The sequence below is a fragment of the Gimesia algae genome, from assembly GCF_007746795.1.
Lineage (GTDB): Bacteria > Planctomycetota > Planctomycetia > Planctomycetales > Planctomycetaceae > Gimesia > Gimesia algae.
This window is the reverse complement of sequence record NZ_CP036343.1, coordinates 6,038,080-6,059,037: the sequence shown is the minus strand read 5'-3', so window position 1 is coordinate 6,059,037 and position 20,958 is coordinate 6,038,080. Positions and strand designations below refer to the sequence as shown.

The 20,958-nt window shown below is 49.9% G+C and carries 18 protein-coding genes; 4 read left to right on the top strand and 14 right to left on the bottom strand.

Annotation, left to right across the window (positions count from 1 at the left end):
* Positions 1–7: 7 nt before the first annotated feature.
* From thpD to Pan161_RS22550, 6 genes are all read right to left on the bottom strand, one after another.
* A complete protein-coding gene (gene thpD / locus Pan161_RS22575) occupies positions 8–946 on the bottom strand; it encodes an ectoine hydroxylase (RefSeq protein WP_145231018.1) in 939 nt (312 codons plus the stop codon).
* Between the two features lie 86 nt (positions 947–1,032).
* Entirely contained in the window at positions 1,033–1,428 is a 396-nt protein-coding gene (locus Pan161_RS22570) for an ectoine synthase (protein ID WP_145231017.1), read from the bottom strand.
* A 70-nt stretch (positions 1,429–1,498) separates the two neighbouring features.
* The gene (gene ectB, locus Pan161_RS22565; protein WP_145231016.1) at positions 1,499–2,791 is read right to left on the bottom strand and encodes a diaminobutyrate--2-oxoglutarate transaminase; all 1,293 of its coding nucleotides are present in this window, start codon (positions 2,789–2,791) and stop codon (positions 1,499–1,501) included.
* Positions 2,788–3,321 carry a diaminobutyrate acetyltransferase gene (ectA, locus tag Pan161_RS22560; protein ID WP_145231015.1) on the bottom strand — a complete coding sequence of 178 codons (534 nt, stop codon included), beginning with the start codon at positions 3,319–3,321 and terminating at the stop codon, positions 2,788–2,790. The genes ectB and ectA overlap by 4 nt, the downstream gene beginning before the upstream one ends.
* Positions 3,322–3,820: 499 nt before the next feature.
* Entirely contained in the window at positions 3,821–4,333 is a 513-nt protein-coding gene (locus Pan161_RS22555) for a MarR family winged helix-turn-helix transcriptional regulator (RefSeq protein WP_145231014.1), read from the bottom strand.
* Positions 4,334–4,431: 98 nt separating this feature from the next.
* Positions 4,432–5,262, bottom strand: coding sequence for a glycerophosphodiester phosphodiesterase (locus Pan161_RS22550; protein WP_145231013.1), 831 nt, complete (start codon positions 5,260–5,262; stop codon positions 4,432–4,434).
* A 268-nt stretch (positions 5,263–5,530) separates the two neighbouring features.
* On the opposite strand from Pan161_RS22550, the gene Pan161_RS22545 reads away from it, so the two are divergent.
* Positions 5,531–6,505 (top strand): transporter, encoded by a 975-nt coding sequence (locus tag Pan161_RS22545; protein ID WP_145231012.1) that lies wholly within the window; start codon positions 5,531–5,533, stop codon positions 6,503–6,505.
* A gap of 16 nt (positions 6,506–6,521) precedes the next feature.
* On the opposite strand, the gene Pan161_RS22540 is transcribed toward Pan161_RS22545, so the two are convergent.
* From Pan161_RS22540 to Pan161_RS22510, 7 genes are all read right to left on the bottom strand, one after another.
* Positions 6,522–7,529 carry a methyltransferase gene (locus tag Pan161_RS22540; protein ID WP_145231011.1) on the bottom strand — a complete coding sequence of 336 codons (1,008 nt, stop codon included), beginning with the start codon at positions 7,527–7,529 and terminating at the stop codon, positions 6,522–6,524.
* Between the two features lie 149 nt (positions 7,530–7,678).
* Positions 7,679–8,704, bottom strand: coding sequence for a methyltransferase (locus Pan161_RS22535; RefSeq protein ID WP_145231010.1), 1,026 nt, complete (start codon positions 8,702–8,704; stop codon positions 7,679–7,681).
* A gap of 24 nt (positions 8,705–8,728) precedes the next feature.
* Entirely contained in the window at positions 8,729–9,520 is a 792-nt protein-coding gene (gene yaaA / locus Pan161_RS22530) for a peroxide stress protein YaaA (RefSeq protein ID WP_145231009.1), read from the bottom strand.
* A gap of 92 nt (positions 9,521–9,612) precedes the next feature.
* The gene (locus Pan161_RS22525; protein WP_232103420.1) at positions 9,613–10,734 is read right to left on the bottom strand and encodes a glycoside hydrolase family 10 protein; all 1,122 of its coding nucleotides are present in this window, start codon (positions 10,732–10,734) and stop codon (positions 9,613–9,615) included.
* Between the two features lie 73 nt (positions 10,735–10,807).
* Positions 10,808–11,683: a hypothetical protein gene (locus tag Pan161_RS22520; RefSeq protein ID WP_145231008.1), complete on the bottom strand. Its 876-nt coding sequence runs from the start codon at positions 11,681–11,683 to the stop codon at positions 10,808–10,810.
* Positions 11,684–11,706: 23 nt separating this feature from the next.
* Positions 11,707–14,169: a c-type cytochrome gene (locus Pan161_RS22515; protein ID WP_145231007.1), complete on the bottom strand. Its 2,463-nt coding sequence runs from the start codon at positions 14,167–14,169 to the stop codon at positions 11,707–11,709.
* A gap of 48 nt (positions 14,170–14,217) precedes the next feature.
* A complete protein-coding gene (locus Pan161_RS22510) occupies positions 14,218–15,060 on the bottom strand; it encodes an endonuclease/exonuclease/phosphatase family protein (protein ID WP_145231006.1) in 843 nt (280 codons plus the stop codon).
* Positions 15,061–15,742: 682 nt separating this feature from the next.
* On the opposite strand from Pan161_RS22510, the gene Pan161_RS22505 reads away from it, so the two are divergent.
* The 3 genes from Pan161_RS22505 to Pan161_RS22495 all read left to right on the top strand — a co-directional run bounded on the left by Pan161_RS22505 (position 15,743) and on the right by Pan161_RS22495 (position 20,225).
* Positions 15,743–16,729 (top strand): DUF1559 domain-containing protein, encoded by a 987-nt coding sequence (locus tag Pan161_RS22505; protein WP_145231005.1) that lies wholly within the window; start codon positions 15,743–15,745, stop codon positions 16,727–16,729.
* Positions 16,730–17,337: 608 nt separating this feature from the next.
* Positions 17,338–18,324: a DUF1559 domain-containing protein gene (locus Pan161_RS22500; RefSeq protein ID WP_145232836.1), complete on the top strand. Its 987-nt coding sequence runs from the start codon at positions 17,338–17,340 to the stop codon at positions 18,322–18,324.
* Positions 18,325–18,584: 260 nt separating this feature from the next.
* Positions 18,585–20,225 carry a calcineurin-like phosphoesterase C-terminal domain-containing protein gene (locus tag Pan161_RS22495; RefSeq protein WP_145231004.1) on the top strand — a complete coding sequence of 547 codons (1,641 nt, stop codon included), beginning with the start codon at positions 18,585–18,587 and terminating at the stop codon, positions 20,223–20,225.
* Positions 20,226–20,312: 87 nt separating this feature from the next.
* Here Pan161_RS22495 and Pan161_RS22490 read toward each other — a convergent pair whose 3' ends face one another.
* Positions 20,313–20,771 carry a hypothetical protein gene (locus Pan161_RS22490; protein ID WP_145231003.1) on the bottom strand — a complete coding sequence of 153 codons (459 nt, stop codon included), beginning with the start codon at positions 20,769–20,771 and terminating at the stop codon, positions 20,313–20,315.
* Positions 20,772–20,958: the final 187 nt, after the last annotated feature.

The following is a 20,958-nucleotide window of genomic DNA, read 5'->3' as shown; positions in this document are numbered from 1 at the left end:
GAGGACATCAGATGAATTCTCTGGGTTTCATTGTGTTGCTGAATTCACGTGAGGCGATAAATTCAGGTCGTGGCTGATGATTGCAGAAAGGTTTCGCGAGCTGGTTCCAGATACTGTTATAGACGAAAAAAAGGTTAGACCGCGGAAACGGTGTAATATTCCCATTAGAACCATGCAGGGCGTTACAGTCAAACAACAGTAACGATCCAGCGGGCCCTGTCGCCTGTGTAATCCCATGTTCCTTCACCAGCTGAGTGAGTGATTCCGGATCGGGTACCCCATATTTTTGCTGTTTCAGTGAAGTTTGATAATGCTTTTCGGGTGCCTGTCCGATGCAGGTGACGAATTTACGATGCGAACCCGGGAGTAACATTAACGGGGCATTAAACTCATAATTATGATCCAGCAGGAGAGAGCAACTGACAGTGCGCATCCGAGGCAGACCATCTTCGACATGCCAGGTTTCAAAATCGGAATGCCAGAAAAATTCCTTGCCGGCAAATCCCGGTTTCAGGTTCACCCGCGACTGATGCATATAAACCTCGCTGCCCAGAACCTGCATCACCATTTCCAGAATTCTTTTATCCGACGCGACTTGAGAAAATCGAGTGCTGATTTCCGGTCGATGTACTGCAAACAGCGAGCGTAACGCGGAGCCGTTCGGTTCAACGATTGCTTCAGGACGCTGTCTGGTTTCTGCAGAGTCACGCAGCCTGTCGAGTTCCTGATGGCATAGAGCCACCTGTTGATCGTTATAAAATCCAGGTAGCAGGAGGAAACCATCCCGGTCAAATTGCTCCAGTTGTTCCGCGTTCAACGGTCCATTTTGAGCATCTCCATACACGACCGGATCACGGCGTTCGAGGAACTCGGGCTGCTGGGTGATGCGGGATGGATAAAGATCCTCTACGCGGGTAGTAGAATCAGTTGTTGTGTTGGCAGTCATCAGAGGCGCTTTCTGTGGATGTTGCCGCTACAGGTAGTATCTGAAGCCTTTCGCTTTACGAGTTTGATAAAATGATAAAATCAAGGTCAGGCGTCGGTACCAGCGGCAGCCGGATAAACCCCGTTTTCATCATGCACTTCCTGACCCGTCACCGGCGGATTAAAAACACAGATCATTCGCAACTGTGTTTTTGCACGCAGCAGGTGTCGGTCATTTTCATTCAGGGCGTACATCATTCCGGGTTGGATGGGATAGGTCGGGCCATCGGGGATCAATTCGATTTCCCCCTCGCCCTCAATGCAGTACACGGCTTCCAGGTGATTCTGATACCAGATTTCGGTTTCTGTTTCGGGATGAATCAAAGTGTCGTGCAGTGAAAAGCCCATTTTCTGACCCGCCAGTAATAAACGGCGACTGTTCCAGGTTTCTGCATGGACATCCCGTTCTGTTCCTAGAATGTCCTCCAGTTGTGTTACAATCATGATCTCATTCTTCTGTCAAAAATATATAAACTGGTGCTGTTTGTATCGACTCGGTAATCTGAAAAGGGCCTTAATTCGTGATCAGTCCCAGTTCTTTAATTACTTTTTCGTCATTAAGAACGGTTTTGAAACAGTCGGCAACAATCTCCAGGCCTTCCAGCAGCTGGTCGTCTTCAATTGTCAGTGGTGCCAGGATTTTCAGGACATGGCTGTCCGTCCCGCTGGTTTCAATAATCAAGCCACGTTTAAATGCTTCGGCACTGATCATGTCTGGCAGTTGAGGGTATTCCGAACAGGCAAGACCCCACATCATGCCGCGGCCACGTACTTCCATATCCAGTTCGGTAGTCGTATCAGCAATCGCCTGGAGACGGCTTTCAATCAAGGTACCTTTACGTTTGACTTCGCGCGTCAGTCGGTAATCGCTCCAGTATGTTTCGATGGCAGCAGCTGCAGAAACAAACGCCAGGTTGTTTCCGCGGAATGTACCGTTGTGCTCACCCGGTTCCCACTGGTCGAGTTCCGATCGCATCAATACCAGCGACATGGGTAAGCCATAACCGCTCAATGATTTTGAGAGCGTAACGATATCAGGGACGATTCCCGCTTCTTCAAAACTGAAGAAACTGCCGGTACGGCCGCAGCCAACCTGGATATCGTCAATGATCAGCAGCATGCCATGTTCCTGGCAAAGAGTCTCGAGCTGTTGCAGCCATTCTGCGCTGGCAACATTGACGCCCCCTTCACCCTGAACCGTTTCCACAATCACGGCAGCCGGCAAATCTAGACCACTGCTATTGTCTTTCAGCAGCGCTTCGAAGTATTCCAGCGTGTCGATGTTGTCACCCAGGTACCCATAATAAGGCATAAAAGTGACATTGTTTAAAGGAGTGCCAGCGGCATCGCGAAAATGACTGTTACCTGTCGCAGCGACTGAACCGAGGCTGACCCCATGAAATCCATTGGTGAAGGAAACGACGTTGGTTCGTCCGGTGACTTTGCGAGCCAGCTTGAGTGCGGCTTCGACGGCATTGGTCCCGGTGGGGCCTGTAAACTGGACTTTGTAATCGAACTCGAGTGGAGAAAGGATGTGTTTTTCAAATACTTCCAGAAAGTGTTGTTTGGCATCGGTGTGCATATCGAGACCATGCAGCAGGCCGTCCCGTTCGAGGAATTCAAGCAGTTTCGCTTTGAAGATCGGATTATTATGGCCGTAGTTTAAAGTACCGGCGCCGGCAAGGAAGTCGATATATTCGTTTCCTGCTTCATCAGTCAAAGTCGCATTCTGGGCTTTTGTGAAGGTTGTCGGGAACGAGCGGCAGTATCCCCGGACATTAGATTCGAGTCGGTTGAATATATTCATGATACTTGTGATTTCTCTCCATAAGAAGGTGTGAGTGTGAATGGGCCTAGCTGGTGCAGTTCTTCGGCTTCGTGTTCTTCAGCTTCACCAAACAGATCCGAAGGAAATCCACAGCACGTTCGGCACTCAGTGTTGAGCCGCTTCGCCAGCGAGCGAAACAGCTTTTGAGACGATTTGTTGGAAGGTGTAATCGTCGTTTCCAGGTAGTTGATGTTTGACAGACTTTCACGTGAAAGCAGGGCATCCAGCATACGGGAAGCAACTCCGCAGCCACGCATGCTGCTGTCGACGGCTGCCTGCCAGATGAAGATGGTGTTTTCTCGATGAGGGGGGCAATAAGCCGAGAGAAAACCTACAATACGGGAATCATGTTCGGCCAGAACGCACGTATCGTAGAAATCGCGGCAAAGCAGCAAAGAGACGTAATGGGAATTCACGTCCAGGGGAGGGCAGTTCTTCACCAGGTTTGTAATAGCGAGACCATCTTCCAGAGTGGGCTCGCGAAATATCAGTTGTGTGGCCTTATCCATTTGGCTGTGTTTTACGGGCTTCTGAGCAATCAGCTCTAGAGTATGAAAAAGATTAGACTACAAAATAAAGTCGCATTCCGAAGATGCCAAGAATTTGATTCGTTCTCAAAGCAGTTATTCGTGCAACATAACTGTTTTAGCAGTGTTATGTTGATACAGACAAGAAGCTTTTGTTATTGCGTTTCACTATCTGTACCGAGTTTGTAGCTCAATAATATTTAGTATGCAATGCTTTGTACACAATGGAATATTGAGTGTCAACCCTCTGATTTTTAATTGCAGATGAATACAGCGTGAGGTTGAGGGGGATCCGGTGATTGCGATTCGGCTATCCATCAGACTGCAGAGGGGAATCAGGTTACATATACAGGTTGATATGCCATTACTCCAGTTGTGATTTCAAGGAGATATCGAATCTGTTCGTATGTATTGCGGTATTTTCGATTATTTTACCACTTTTTTCTCAATTTCTGATAGAGGCGCAGGCGAAGAAGCGATTTTACTCATTCAGGAAACGAGAATCATGTTCTGCAGGGGTCGAGACTTCTCCTGCAGAGAGGACAGGAGAAGCATCGATATCTTCGGCGTCCATCATAGATGCGATGCGTTGCAGAGTGGAAAGCATTTGTGTCTGTTCCCATTCCTGCAGCATCAGGAGTTCGCGGTGAAAGCGGTCCTGTAACAACGAGGGGGCATTGATGATCATTGCCTGACCTTCTTCGGTCAATTCGACGACGACGGTCCGTTTATCCTGTCCCCTGCGACTCCGAGAGACCAGATTTCGGGATTCCAGTCGGCTCAAGATCCCGGTAAGTGTTGCCTGACTGAGATGAATCGATTTCGCCAGAGCACCTACTGTAATAGGTTGCATTCGCGCAATCGTCTGGAGCGAAGCTAGTTGTGGCGCAGTCAGGCCGATTTCCTGCATCAGCCCCCGGGAGTGTAAATCAATCGCGCGTGTGATCCGTCGCAATGCGACGATAACCTGATCCTCAAGACTGAGAGGTGACATAAGATTCTCGATGTAAGTAACAGGTGGATAAACAAAGCGCGGGCGACCCCTGGGAGATATTATGCATACATAATATTGTTTTTCAACCAGTCGTTAATTCAATCGTCAGATTTCAATTTACTCTGTTGTTGCAGGGCGCGTAAAGCGAGTGGATAGTCAGTCAGAATGGCATCAATGCCGGCGGCTGTCGCCTGCTGCCAGTTTTGCGGAACCTTTCCACTCACGGAGGAACCGGCGATGAACGACTTCTTACCGGCAGCATGTACCTGTTGCATTTCTGACCGGGTGGGCAGGTACCGCACATAAACCCAGTCTGCATCTGGTTCTGACAGCGCTGCGGAAAATTCAGCCATGTTGTTAGCGACCGCCGCCGTTTCCGCTGTCAGGGAGGCGGCTTTGATATTTTTTCTGACCTGTGGTTCCTGAATCGTTCGCCCGATAAAAAGAAGTCGTTTGAGAATTCCCTGTTTTTTCGCGAGTTCGACGACCTCCTGTTCGACGTCTGAGTCTTTGAAGTCGACAGCAATAAGAATCTCATGCTGTCGATATTGAGCAGCAAGTTGTAACACTTCTTCGACGGTGGGAACCCGTTCTCCTTTAAAACAAGGGGCGAACCAGTCGCCGGCATCCAACTGTTTAATTTCCGCCAGTGTCAGGTCGGCGACTTTCCCTGAGCCATTGGTCGTTCGATCGAGTGTGTTGTCATGAATACAGACCAGGTGTCCGTCTTTACTGCGTTGTACATCGAATTCAAATCCCAACCGCAGTTCCAGGCAGGCTCGGAAATTAGCCAGCGTATTTTCCGGCGCCACTTTGAGTAAGCCGCGGTGTGCGACGATCAGGGGGGCTCCAGGTTCCGTTGCGAGAACATCAGCAGTAGGAAGAATCAAGGAACAGATGATCGTCAGCAGGATCTGGTGTTGGTACATAATTAAGCATCCCGGGATTTTGAAAGCATTTTGAAAAGTTAAGCGTACCTGAATGACTGGATCATTTCTATCTTCGACATGACCGGATTGTTGGGAGCCGAAGTACGACCGAGTACAGGTTATACGTTGTATCTCTTATGATAACAGTGTCTTAGCTTGATGTTACTGGTGAGATACTTGCAATCGGACTTTCTATTTGGATTAACGGAAAATGAGCGGAATTCCGATAATTTGAAAATGCCCCGGAATCGATTTCAGAGTAGATCTCATGCGTAACTTTTGTTGGCGAGCCTGGCTTGGTCTGCTCGTCAACATCACGTTGTTCTGCTGCGCAGGGAGAACCTTTGCCGAAACCAGCGAAACTCTCTTTAATCATAGTCTGCTCGCATCAGAATTCGTCGAAACACCCGAGGTGGAGTATGAGGCCCCTCGCAATCAGCTTCTCAATTTTTCACTGGAATGTGGCACCCTGTTTCAATGGCGAGGCAGCACTGGATGTAACGGAGGACCGCAGCTCGATCAGCCTTTGCAGACGGACCGGCCGAACTTCACGTCGACATCTGTGACAGTCGGTAAAGGCGTTACTCAGCTTGAGTTTGGTTATACTTATCTGGACAGCGAGCAACTGGGGGCGGATGTCAAATATCAGTCATTCGGTGAATTCCTGTATCGCCGTGGGATTGTGGCAGACTGGATGGAATTTCGGTTGTCGTTTGCTCCTCTGGAACAGAGTACCGATGCGGGATTCTATCAGAATACGACTTTCGGCAGTCAGGATCTGGGGCTGGCGCTGCAATTTGCCCTGACTCCCCAGCAGGGAGTTCTGCCTGAAATGGCTTTGATTACTTCGATGAGCGTACCGACAGGAAGTACTGCGTTTACTGCGAATCAGGTGGAAGCGGGCATTGATCTGGTCTATGCCTGGACCCTCAATGATTTTGTGAACGTCGCGGCCTCTACACAGGGTTATGGCGATATCGATGATTCCGGCGAATCCTTTCTTGAAATCGCACAATCCTGTTCGGTGGGTTATACCCTGACTGAGAAACTGGGAGCCTTTACCGAATGGTTTGTATTGATTCCCAGCGGTGCCCGAACGGCGCGCACCGAACACTATTTTGATGCCGGCCTCACGTACCTGATCACCAACAACCTGCAGCTCGACATGAGTGCGGGCGTAGGTTTGAATGACGCAGCAGATGCATACTTTGTCGGCGCGGGCTGCTCAATTCGTTTTCCCTGAAAAGACGACAGGGCATTCAGCGTTTGATTCCTTCAATGATACTCAGTTCCGATTGGGTCGGTAGAATGCGTGTCAGTTCGAAGCCCGCCTGATCGTAGAGTAGCTGAAATTCTTCAGCCGTGCGTTCCTTACCACCTGTCACCAGCAGCATCACCAGATCGACAAACTTACCTGAGAACGGGGCGTTCCCCGGATCGATCACACTTTCCATCACCAGCAGTTTTCCCTTTTCCGGCATGGTTGCGTGACAGTTCTTGAGAATCTGGAGTGATTTTTCATCGTTCCAGTCGTGGATGATATGTCGCAGGAGATACGCGTCTGCTCCGGCTGGCACAGACTGAAAGAAGTCACCACCGACGAGATCACAGCGACCAGTCAGACCTGCCCGGTCGAATTGCTCCTGGGCATTATCAACGACATGAGGCAGATCAAAGAGGATTCCTTTCAGGTCCGGAAAGGCCTGGAGGATGCTGATCAGATTCAAACCATTGCCGCCCCCGAGATCCGCCAGTACCCGGATATCAGAAAAATCATACGCTTTGATCGCGGCATCGGTTCCGCGGCCATGAATGCCGATCATGGCCTGATCAAAGATGCGTGCCTTGTCGGGATGTTCTGAAAGAAATTCAAAAATCGACTTTCCCCAGATGTTGTCATACGCCGGCTTTCCAGTCTGGAGACTATAGATGATTTCACACCAGGGGCGAAACTGATCTTCCCCATTCATGATGGCTAACGCATGTTTTGATTGGGGATCACTACTGCGCAATGGTTCCGCGAGAGGAGTTAATGAGAACTCTCCCGCTTCATTTTCTTTGAAGATTCCGATACTGGCCAGGGCGCGTAACAGGCGATAGAGGGCATTGGAGTCTGTATTTGTAGCAGCTGCCAGTTGCTCAGGAGTCTGGTCTCCGTCGACCAGCAGGTCGGCAATGCCCAGTTTCGCAGCGGCATAAATACTCTGCGATTTCCAGTAGCCGGTAATCAATTCCTCTACTTGCTGATGCGTTGTTTTCTCGGGCACGTCGGTTCCCTTTCCTGAGTGAAGACTTCAGTGATTCAGGGGCAAGTTGTATTGATTTAAGCGTTTGTTGGTGATTCTGCAGCTTCGTTTCTCAGCAAAATTCCCTGTGACACCTTGTAGTTGACTGCAAGTCAATTCGTAATTAGCCATTAGCCCCGGTTACTCCCGGTCAGTTTAATCCCTTCGATAATACTGAGTTCGGATTCTGTGGAGATAATGCGTGTCAGTTTGAAGCCCGCCTGTTCGAAAAGTGCTTCATATTCTTCAGCCGTGCGTTCCTTGCCGCCGGGAATCATCAGCATTACCAGGTCCAGGAACTTGCCGGGAAAAGGATCGTTCCCCGGGGGGATCACGCTTTCCACAACCAGCAGTCTGCTGTTCTCTGACATCACGGCATGGCAATGTCGCAGGATTGTAAGCGATTTCTCATCATCCCAGTCATGGATGATGTGTCGCAGGAAAATGGCATCAGCGCCTGCGGGGACGGATTCAAAGAAGCTGCCTCCGATTAACTGGCAGCGGTCTGTCAAACCTGCCTGTTCGATATATGGTTCTGCCCGTTCAACGACCTGCGGTAAGTCGAACAGGATGCCTTTCATCTCCGGGTAGTTCTGCAGAAGATTGATAATGTTAGAGCCGTTTCCCCCGCCGACATCCATCAGGGTGTTTATTCCGGAAAAATCATAGGCGTTCATGATATCGCCGGTTTCCCTGCCATGAATGCCCGTCATTGCCTGGTCAAAAATCTGTCCTTTATCCGGATTGTCTGCCAGGTATTCGAAGATGGGTTTTTCAAAAACTTTATCGAATGACGTTTTTCCGGTCTGGATGCTGTACAGGATCTCGCTCCAGGCCCGAAACTGTTCATCACCACTCATCAAAGCCAGTGCGCGTTTAGAACCGGGAATGTCACTTCGCAGAAATTCAGCCATGGGGGTCAATGCGAATTCACGTTGTTCGTTCTCAGCAAAAATACCGACACTCGCCAGGGCCCGTAACAGACGATACAAAGCGCTGCTGTTCGTATTAGTGGCTTGAGCCAGTAGTTCGGCTGTTTGAGGGCCGGCAACCAGCAGATCGGCAATTCCCAGTTTCGCGGCGGCATAAATACTTTGGGAGACCCAGTAGCCGGTAATCATCTGGTCGAGTTGTTGCGGGAGTGCAATTTCTTTCATTGGTTTTATCTTTAAAAAGTGAGGTTATTTTTTTCCGACCGGTGGCGGCTGTGGGCGGGAGAAAGTCAATTTGGCGGACGTCGAGTCATCCGCTTGAAATTCATAGCCGTCCAGATTGAAATCGCTCAATTGGTTGGGCTGGTCAATTCGGTTTTGAATGATCCAGGCGGCCATCCGACCGCGGGCCTGTTTCGCGAATAAGGCAATCGTTCTCGATTTGCCATCTTTGATTTCTTTGAATACAGGTGTGATCACCGAACCTGCCAGCAGCCGGGGTTTCACCGACCTGAAATATTCATTCGATGCCAGGTTGATCAGTTCCTGATGTTTGTGTGTTTCCAGTTCTCGATTGAGGGAGCGTGTGATCTTGTCGCCCCAGAAGTCATACAGGGAATTCCCGCTACGGGTGGAGAGGCTGGTTCCCATTTCCAGACGATAGGCTTGCATCAAGTCCAATGGTCGCAGTACGCCATAGAGTCCCGAAAGTATTCGCAGGTGATCCTGGGCGAAAGCGAGATCGCGGGCTTTGAACTGATCGGCCTGTAAACCCTGGTAAACGTCACCGTTAAACATCAGGGCTGCCTGTTTAGCGTTTTCTGTTGAGAAGGGGCGCGACCACTGGTTAAACCGTTCGTGATTCAGCGCGGCCAGGTCCTCACTGATGCCCATCAGTTCCCGCAACGATTTCTTCGACATCCGTCGCAGTTTTTTAATGAGTGTTTCTGCTTCATCGAGAAATTCCGGGGTCGAGAATTTAGATGTCTGTTTTTGCGGTTCCAGATTCAGTGATTTGGCAGGGGAGAGAACAGTCAGCATGGTCGCGATATATCCTTCAAGCGTTGTGAGGGGGATTCGCTTCGGTTATAGATCGCGTCTGCCAGATTGTCAACGAAAACAAAATCAGGCGTTTACGGTTTGATCTTGCGATAGTAATCAATCATCGCGGCCACTTTATCCGTTTGTGGATGGAGTGAACCCCAGCGAAAGACCATCACCCCGGTCGCGGGCAGACGAGTGCCGTGATCCAGAACAGAATGCACCTGTTCGACGGGTACCGTTTCGCCCCAGTCCGAAAGTTGGACGATCGGCCAGATTTTGAGCCGTTCTCCCGGTGCGCCTTTGATGTCCAGATGATTTCCCAGCCAGGCGGTTTGACGCGAGATCCAGGCAGGGTCTTGCGGATGATTGAAGCGGGCGTGATAAGGCATAATGCTGAAGACATCGATATAGTTTGCCTGTGCTTTGAGGTCGATGGCGAGTTTGTTTTTAAGTGCCCCGTTGAAATCCGTGTTGGACCAGGGGCAGTGAAAGGTTCCCAGTAACGCCTCGGGACGTGTTTCGTCAATAATCGAACGGAATTCGCGGACCCAGTCGGTAAAGACATCGCAGCGCCACTGTACCCAGGCTGCTTTCTGTTTTCCCAACAGGAGCTGTGAAAGTTTCGAAGTGGGGGCACGAGGCAGAGACACATTGGCATCCTTCTGAAATTGCTTCAGGCAGCGTTCACAAAAACAGGTGTCGGGCATGTCGGGAATCGCACGTTCCCAACTGGCGTGACTGTGATGATAATCAAGCCAGATACCGTCGATCTTATGTTCCTTGAGAACTCTGCGGAATTCGTCCATTCGATATTTACGATAGTCGGGATGGGTCGGGCAGATGCCCTGCCAGCCCTGCGGAGCGGGACAGATATTTCCGTCCACTCCTATCGGGGCAGCATCGGGATGGTCTTTGAGATAGTTGGCAACGTGCATTGTATTGAATTCGGCAAAGACCTGTGCGCCCTGTTTTTTCAATTGCGCGATGCGCTCTTCGGTTAAACTTCCCGAACCCATGAAGATCGCGTTCACACCCAGTTCGGGCAGTTGTTTATTCTGTTTCAGCAACTGTGTCGGCGCGCCACCATAAATGCCACGGATTTGAATATGCGGTCGTTTTTCAACCTGGGCAAGCGTAGATGGCAAAGGTGAAAGTGCCCATACAATGATGACCAGCAAAGAGATCAGGGGGTTTGGCAGTCGACTTGACATAGGATTGTTTCCTCTGGGTTGGTTGCAGATCAGATTTTAATCTATCACGATGCGAAATCAGAGTAACTTGAGATCAGTTTTTGAGACAATCAGCCAGCCATTGGCGGGCCCTGGCTCGTTCGGGGAAGTCTTTCAGAACCCATTCATCGGAATGATTGGGGTAGGGGATCGCCATGAATGTGAACTGACCCTGGGATTCGGAATTCTTAAGGTAATCTTCTGTGGCGCGTGTCGTTTTTTCCTGTGTAATGAATTGAGGACGCCTGCCCAGGCGTGCCAGACGTTTGCGGGCGGAAGCGGCATCACTGTCAGGGTAATTCCACTTTCGCACGCCATCATAATGGCTGTGAGGCAGCATGCCTTTCCAGAGTGCTGCGATTTCGTCATCACGCAAACCGATATAATTGCAGGCGATCGCGCCGCGGGAGAAACCGGTCAGAAACACATTCTCGGGATCGCCTCCGAACTCCCTGCAGATCCGGGCGACGGTCTGTTTACAGTAGTCTGCAGTCGCAGCAGGATCGCCCCACCATTTAAGGGCATGCTTGCCAGTATTGGGATCGACGAAAGGCAGGCTGACCCAGATCATCCCTTTGCCGGCGGACAGACCATATCCCAGTTTGCAGTCCTGGACTCTGCCTGTGCTGACATCATTCAATGCATTGGAAAATCCGCCGTTCCCCGGGTACTCCATGATTACCGGATATTTATTTTCTGGTTTCCAGTCGGGAGGGAGATAGAGCGCATGAGCGATTTCGGTCTGCTCGAACCCCGGGTTCTGCTGCCAGACCCGTTTACCGGGTAGTGGTTTTATTTTTAGAACGCCGGGAACCTGCAGGTCGTTGGGCTGGCTATGGATGTTGACCGGTTCTGAAGCATAAAGTCGACTGGTGACGTTGTGCAGCGTCAAAAACAGCACGAACAGTTTCATCCATTGATTGACTGGCATGTTCAGATCCGATCCTGTGTGGATTAGTTTTGAAACGCGGTTGCCTGTGGATCTCCGCCCGCTTTGAGATAAGCCAGCAGATCCAGGATTTCTTCCTGCGTGAGCACATCGATCAGATTCGCAGGCATCGGCGATGTTTTGGAAAGGATGGATTCTTCAATTTCTTCTCGGACAACAGGGACCGTGGTCTGGCGAATCGGATCGGTTTCCACAGTGATGCTGGTCTTGCTGACCCCAACAGGACGCCCGGTCACAATTTTTCCGTTAGTGAGCACATACACGGTATAGAGATATTTTTCGTCCATGACTTTGGAAGGAGTGATAATCGATTCCAGTATGGCGCGACTGTCGAACCGTTTGCCGACCGTTGTCAGATCAGGACCAACTTGCGCGCCGGTCGAACCGATGCGATGGCATTTCAGACAGTTCGCAGCCAGCAGAGCCTGCCGTGCGCTTTTGAAGGACCGCTTTGCTGAAACAGCAGCCAGATGTGGTTCCAGTTCGCTCACAGTCCATTCCTTAACGACCGGACGGGCGGGAACCAGTTCTTCTTCAGCCAGTGGTTTATCCAGTGCAGCGATCTCTTTACTGAACTGCTGGCGCTGCTGATCGGAGAGTGTTTTCAGGAAATCTTCGCGAATGTCGCGCAGTCGCTCGGTCAGCTGTTTACCGCCGGTAAAAGTGCGGGCCTGGGCCAGCCAACTGAGAAACTGCCGCTGCTGTTTTGGGGACCAACCCGGTTTTGCAAACGTCAATGTTCGTGCTGCCCGAATCTGTTCTTCCTGGGTTGAGGTGTCTGTGAGTAGCGTTAATGTTTGCGGGACGACGTCACTTTCATTTAAGTAAACCAGCAGCTCACCCAGCAGGTGATTTTCACTGCTGCTCGCATGTGGATAAAGCGGGCTCAGTCGTTTTTTTAGTTCCACTGACTGGGCATCTGTGGGAGCACCGAGTCTGATGAAGCAGAGCTGGTAAGCCCTGAGCAGGGACAGCAGTTGTTGCTGGTCGAGCGAACTCAATTGAATTCGATTCAATGCCGCCAGGACAGCATCCCGGTCTTCAGCGGTTCCCTGGTGGCTTAAGGCGATCAGACCCGCGATGGCGGCAGTGGGATTGGTTTCTGAAGTGGCCCGGGCTCGCCAGCGGGACACATCCTGGTTTTCAATAGCACGTCGTGCGGTAAAACGGAGCCAGCGATCCTCGCTGCTGAAATGTTTCCAGAGCGTGTCGATCTCGGGGACCGGTTTGGTGAGATATGGTTCCAGGTCTCTTCTGAGCTGTCGAGAATGCGCGGCCTGCTTGATTACCTGTTCGCTGATCTCGGGTGGCTTTGATTTTGTTTTCTGATCTGGCAGCGACGTCACACGGTACAGACCGGATTGTGAACCGCGACCGCCGGTGATGAAGTACAGCGCGCCGTCCGGCCCAAACTGCATATCACAGACATTCAGCGGACCGCCTTCCAGAAAGACTTCGTACTGGCAGGTATAAGTGGCTCCCTGGGGAATCAGATCGACCAGCAGGATCCGCCCGTTCTGCCAGTCGGCGATGTACATTGCCTGTTGGAAGCGCGTGGGGAAACTGCTGTCGGTTCCGAAGACCATGCCTGTGGGAGAACCCAGACCGGTATTCAATGTGGATGGCAAACTGTCAGCGTAGTATTCAGGCCATTTGCCGGTTCCCCAGCGCCAGCCATATTCTCCGCCGGGAATAATATGGTTGATGCGGGTTGGGCGGTACCAGGGTTGGCCGATATCCCATTCCATATCTGCGTCGTAGGTAAACATCTCCCCTGCCGGGCTAAATGCTATGTCGACCTGATTGCGAAAACCGCCCGCGACAATTTCCCAGGTCTTCCCGTCCGGATCGGTTTTCAGGATGTAACCCACGCGGTGATCCTGACCGACATCATGCGGGTTGGGCAGCAGATGATCGTTCTGGGGATTGCGGTAGGGTGAATCGGGAGAGACACCTTTCGGAAAAGAGACATCATTGCCGACGACCAGATAAATGTTCTGATCCGGGCCGAGCACGATCTGATTATGTCCATGCCCGAAGCGACTGCGGTAGTCCAGTTTTTTCAGGAGCTGCCTCTGATCAAACTGATCGTCACCCGTGGTGTCTTTCAGACGATGCAGTCCTTCTCCATTTGTCTCACTCACATACAGGCTGTCGTGAGCATACAGCACGCCGCGGGGATGTTTGAATGTGGTGTTGATTTTTTCGAAGCTGGTTTTTGCTGGATCGTCATTTAATGTGACCCGACCCAGGCCCACATCGTCGAGCCCCAGGATGATTCTGCCCCGATCATCAAAGGTCATGCTGATCCAGGAACTTTCATCTTTCTGAGCAGAACGGAGCAACTCGACCTGAAAACCGGGCTGAACACGAATTGAGCTGACAGGAGTTGCCTGTGGTTCAGCTGCGTTCAATAGAGCTGGTATGAAAAATATCAGAGGAAAGCAGGTATCTACCAGACGATGCATAATTCTTCCTTCGTCTTGTTTTATGTAAGATCAAAGTTTTCCCGGAACTTATTTCTGTTTCCATTTCAGAATGGCAAAGACCGGTCGATGATCCGAGGCCAGCGACTCGTCAATGACTCGGGTTTCGATCACTTCAAAATCAGCAGCGGGTCGATAAAAAATGTAATCGATGCGCGACCGGGGTTTGGTGGAGGGAGCCGTCGGTGTGGCTTTTTCATCGATGGCGTTGGTCCATTGTTTCAGGAGAATCTGAATCGGTTCCGCGTCGGGGGTGGCATTCATGTCCCCTGCCAGGATGGTGGGGATGTTGGAATCTAATGTGAATTGCTGGTTGATCGCTTTGGCTTCTTCGATGCGGTCTGCCGGCAGGTTATGTTGAAAATGTGTGCTGATGAATCGCAGCGGTTTACCATTCTGGCCACGGACAGTCACAATAATGGCACCGCGTGGATAGGTCACCAGTTGGGGGGTACTTTCCGTGTAAGGCAGGGGTTGAATCATGACATCGAGAATCGGCAGTCGCGTCAGGATAGCATTTCCGAACAACCCGCCCTCATAATGCTGTGTCGGCCCGAAGCGGACAGCCAGGCCCGTGAGTTCTGCCAGGCGTTGCGCTTCATGTACACGTCCGGAACGTTTGACGCCTACGTCTACTTCCTGCAGTGCGACTAAATCGGGTTTGATTCGTTCGATGACTTTTGCCAACCGGGCTACATCATAGTTCCCGTCCGTTCCCTGTCCATAATGGATGTTGTAGCACAGAACCCGCAGTGTCTCAGTCTGTTCTGCTGCCGCTGTTTCAGATCCTGACAGATTCAACCCGAGAACCAGGGAGATACAACAGGCTGTGGTTGACAGAAATATTTGCTTAATCTCAGGTGTTTTCTGCATACAGGCTGGTTCCTCCAGGAATACAGTGGGACATCGGCTCACTCCCGAGAAGTCGGAGCGGTAAGTAACTTTCTTTTACTATGAGAAAACCTCCGGCTGTCGTCAATCCCCGCTCATCATTTGCCGATCTCCCAAGGTAGAGATCGATTCCATTCAAACCTGATGCAAATCGGGAGATATTCCTGAAGCGTTACAGACTATTTCTGATAAATGTTCGAGTTTTGAAAAATACTTCGCCGTCTATCATTACTGCAGCCTAGTTTCCCTGCATGTAAAACAAGATGTTGATTTCTGAAAAATCATCACGTCAAAAATGGTATCAAAGAAATTCTGATCAGGGATTTCGGGTGATGGACAGGTTGCACATCAGTGAATTCCCTCTGCATTGACAGTTTCAAATCGAATGAACTCAGTTGAGAAACGCAGTTTCTTTTCTAAAAAATTCTCTAAGTTCGAGAGTCGTTGAAACTCTGTTTCGGAATGGTTCGGCAGCGATCACGAAGAAGATTTCATTTTATGGACATGTAATCTTAATAATCCACCGGTAAGATTCTGAAAAATTCGGAGAACGAAGTCTACCTTCCCCCGAGCTTTGGTCAGTCAAGACCAACACCGGCATCAAAGTGCCTTGAAACGCTGAAACGCTTAATATTTCTTTTCTTCACTTTTGAGGGGATGCTTGATGCTTCTTCGTTTTTCGCGCCTTGCCGGTGCGCGTGCTGTGAATTCAGCACCACGTCGTGGATTTACTTTGATTGAACTACTGGTGGTGATTGCCATCATCGCAATTCTGATTGCGTTACTGTTACCCGCTGTGCAGCAGGCACGTGAAGCCGCCCGTCGCAGCAGCTGCAAAAACAATCTCAAACAGTTGGGGATTGCATTACAAAATTATCACGACACACATGGTGTTTTTCCTCCCGGTGGCGTCATTGGTACCTGTGCCGGTACACCTCCCACCAATCTTTCCGGCAGCCAGGAATGTAGTGGACAGAGTCTCGGCGGGAACTGGATGGTCTTTATTCTGCCTCAAATGGAGCAAAGTGCTTTGTGGGAAAAGGCGGCTCCCATTTTGAATACCAATAATCCGCTGGACAGCATGAATAACGTCTTTGGACATTTTTCACCTGCTGCCTACCGTTGCCCCAGTCATCCCTGGGACCGTCGCAGCAATGTGGCTTTCCGGGCTCTGGAACACATGTCGCGGGCCAACTATGGTGCCAATTATGGTGCAGATGATCTGACCGCTTCTTATGCCAATACTACCGGTGGCGTTTTCACAGCCAACTCTTCCGTAAGTATTCGTGACATCAAAGATGGTACCACCAACACTCTGCTGGTCAGCGAACTGGTCTATGCCAACGATGTGACCGCCGATGCCCGTGGTGCCTGGGTTTATTCTGGTATGGGCGGATCCGCTTTCAGTGCCGGCCGTGGTCCGAACAGTACGCTTGCTGACATTCTGGCCAGCTGCAGTTCATCGACAGAGCATCCCTGTACTGAAGGGAATGATGGAACCCAGATTGCCGCTGCCCGCAGTATGCATGATGGTGGTGTGCAGGTCTGTTTCGTTGATGGTTCCGGCCGATTCATTTCGGAAAACATCAGCCAGACAATCTGGAATGCACTGGGAACGCGTGCCGGTCGTGAAGTGATCGATAACTTCTAAACACGATCTATTATCAAGATCAGCCTTCCGCGGCGTGATATTCAAAAATGTCTCTTTCAAGAGACCGAAGCATACCGGAAGGCCGAATGATCTCTCAGGACTTTTCCTGAAAGACATGCAAGCTTGAGTCGAGGAATGACCTGAAAATTCATTCCTCGACTATATCTGTATTATTATCTGTATTTTTTTTTAATGATTGGAGAGATAAGTGATGAAGAAATTATTGTTATGCATGTTTTGCTTGACCTGTCTGGCGCTGGCAACTTCAGGTTGCTCAGGAGAGCCAGAGGAAGGCGTGATCGGCGACTCGACTCCGACTCCCGAGTACACCGATCCCTAAGCCCCAAGCCAGTGTTTTGGGGCCAGGTCCAGTTTGCTCATGCTACTATCAAGAAGTATTGAATTCGTTTCACTGGCAGTACAGCAGACTGTCAGTGATTCTGATCTCTCAACTCATTTTCCACTCTATGCGGGAGCAGTTACCTGAGCAGGTAGTCCTGCATTGTGTCTGAGTCATCAGGCCAGGCTCTTGTGATTTAAATAATCGGAATCGTTTTGAGAAATTTTAATGTTCTATGTCATTTTTTGTATTTATGAAGGAGAGAATGATGCAACGCTTACTGTCGTTAGTTAAGCCCGTGAATCAGACTACCAGAAAACGTCGTGGCTTTACCTTAATTGAGCTGCTGGTCGTCATTGCCATTATAGCTATTTTGATCGCACTTCTATTACCGGCTGTGCAACAGGCTCGGGAAGCGGCCCGTCGCAGCAGCTGTAAAAACAATCTCAAGCAGCTGGGCCTTGCTCTGCAAAACTACCATGATACGCACAACGTGTTTCCTCCGGGGGGGGTAATCGGTCCTTGTGGCGGTTCCCCCCCGACCAATCTGACAGGACTCCAGGAATGTGGCAGTGGACAAAGCCTGGGTGGAAACTGGCTGGTCTTCATTTTGCCTCAGATGGAACAAAGCGCTCTGTGGGAAAAAGCTGCCCCCATTCTTAATGGGCGAGATCCTCTGGATTATATGAACAACATTTTCGGGCATTTTTCTCCGGTTGCTTATCGTTGTCCCAGCCACCCCTGGGATCGGCGCAGCAATGTCGCTTTCCGGTCGATTGAGCACATGTCTCGTGGAAACTATGGCGCAAACTATGGTTCAGGCGACCTGACGGCTTCTTATAATAATACCACCGGGGGAGTATTCACGATTAATTCTTCGGTGAATATCCGGGATATCAAAGATGGAACAACCAATACGTTTCTGGTGGGTGAATTAACCTATCTGAATGATGTGACTTCAGATGCACGTGGCGCCTGGGTCTATTCCGGAATGGGAGGCTCTGCCTTCAGTACAGGTCGCACTCCTAACAGCCGGACTGCCGATATTCTGAGTAAATGCAGCAGTACAACAGAAATGCCTTGTACTGAGGCCAACGATGGAACTCAAATTGCTGCTTTGCGGAGTCTGCATGATGGCGGAGTTCAGGTCTGTCTGGTGGATGGCTCCTGCCGCTTCATTTCAGAAAATATCAGTCAGACGATATTACAGGCTTTAGGTACCCGGTCGGGGCGTGAAGTCATTGATAACTTTTAATCCATCTTAAAAGTATGAATGTGACCATTGGCTACCACAACCGGAGAAGGGATTGATCGCCACTCTCCGGTTGTTTTCTTTCACGGACGAAATCAGCGCTGCCTGACCTGTCGTTAAAAATTGTTCTTGCCACCCGTACAGTGATTCAATTCAAGTCAGGAAAATATTCTATTGTGGGTTTAGTCAGCTGCTATGAGTTCGTACCATATTAATAAACCAGATTAAGTAATATTATGATTTTGTATTTTAAAGGAAAATCAATGAGTCGATCGTTTCTAACAGGAATCGTGCTGGGAGGCCTGCTGATTGGTTCCTTAAGTGGAACAGTCGAGGCTGAATTAAAAACTGAGCAGACCGCAACGGGTTATGTTTTTCAGGATAACAACCATAACCGGAAACGAGATCCTGGTGAGCAGGGGCTGGCCTGCGTGCGTGTATCTAATGGCCGTGAAGTCGTCTGTACCGATCAGTCTGGTAAATATGAGCTGCCTGTGAATGATGATACCATTTTATTTGTCATCAAACCTCAAGGCTGGCGAACGCCTCACAGCAAAAATCTGACTCCCGAGTTTTACTACATTCATAAGCCGGCGGGATCCCCGAAATCCAATTACCCGGGTGTCAAACCGACAGGACCTCTGCCAGCTTCAGTAGATTTTCCCCTGTACCCCCAAAAAGAGCCGGAACAGTTTCGGGCGATCTTTTTTGGCGATCCCCAACCACGCGACCAGAAGGAAATAGATTATATTGCGCATGATGTCGTTGAGGAACTGGTGGGCACAGATGCTTCGTTTGGTGTGACTTTGGGAGATATTTTATTCGACGATCTTTCGCTGTTTGAATCGCAGGCCCGAGGGATCGCATTACTGGGGATTCCCTGGTACAACGTGATCGGAAATCATGACATCAACTATGATGCACCGAATGATAAACTGAGTGATGAGACGTTTGAGCGCGCTTTTGGTCCCGCTTATTATTCGTTCGATTATGGACAGGTTCATTTTATTGTGCTGGACGATATCGAATGGATCGTTCCAGAAGAAAATAAAACCAAAGAGATGAAAAAGAAAGGTCATTATCAGGGCGGACTCGGAAAACAGCAGATTGAGTTTGTCAAAAATGACCTGCAGCAGATTCCCGCAGATCAGCTGGTGGTATTGATGATGCATATTCCACTGGTGGATGTGGAAGATCGCCAGGACCTGTATCGTTTAATTGAAAAACGACCGTTCTGCATGTCGATCTCCGGACACACACATCATCATGAGCATCGTTTTATTACAAAAGAAGATGGCTGGCGTGGTCCGAAACCGCATCATCATATTATCAATGTTACAGTGAGTGGCAGTTGGTGGTCGGGTTCGCCGGATGAGCGCGGCATCCCCCATACGATGATGGCGGACGGCGCGCCCAACGGGTATTCGATTATCTCGTTTGACGGTACCGAATACGATCTGGATTTTCGGGCCGCCGGTCGTGCAGCCAGTTATCAGATGAATATTCTGGCTCCCGAAGAGGTCACTGCAGATCAGACAGCAGCGACTGAGATCTTTGCCAATATCTTCAATGGTTCAGAACGCTCCAAAGTCGAAATGCTGATCGGGGAGTCCGGCAGCTGGAAGTCGATGGAACATATTGATGAAATCGACCCCAGCTTCAAGAAACTGTCTGAAGCAGAAAATGCGGTCGAAGGTAAGAAATATCGTAATCTGCCCAAAGCTAAAAAATCAACGCACCTCTGGCGGACGAAGTTGCCTGCCGGCTTAAAACCGGGAACACATCTGATCCGGATTAGAACGGTGGAAATGGATGGCGACCAGCACCAGAGCGGGCGCGTGATTCGTGTTTTACCTGCAAAGCCCGCAGAAAAGACGGCTTCGACTACTGCTACTGAAAAGTAACCGAGTCAGGCTGAGTATAAAGAACAGGGGAATGCGATTTCGTTTCGCACTCCCCTGTTTGTATTATAGCTATGGATTGCTGGAGAGTTAACGCTGGGAGATGATGACCTTATTCACTTTCTTATGACAGGCGATGCAGGTCATTGTTAAATGCAGGTAACTGAGCGAAGCGCCATCCAGGTTTTTCTCTTTGGCAAATTTGATGACTTCTTTTGCGGTGGAGCGGAATTCTTCACTCTGTCTGGCAAAGATGGGACCTTCAATCACCTGCCACTCAGTGGCATTGCTCATCTCGATCATCCGTTTGGCACCTTTCTGCATCAGCTCGTAGTCTTCCACCATCAACCCTTCCAGAACCTGCTGTGAACTGGTGAGCTTCTCGCGCATAAACTGACTGAGTCGTTTTTCGCCCTCTGTTTCCTTCGAATCTCCTTCTTGATCACACTGATCGGGCGCGTATGCGTGCGCAACACGAATCTCTTCAGAACCTATTCCTGCGACCATCAGTAAAAATCCACCAAACAGATAACAGAGAGTTTTGGGCATAGCTCGGGCCTTTTTAATACAGTTGAAAGTGAGGGGAATCGCCAATAATAAGTACAATCGGATCGTATAGTCCATTATTGTACTGGGAAGACGCTCTTTCTTTCAATACTGTTTTAATAAAGCAGGGGATGGATTCAGCCACCAGTCTGTTCTGCAGGTCTGCTAACATTGCAGCGTGTGTTTGTAC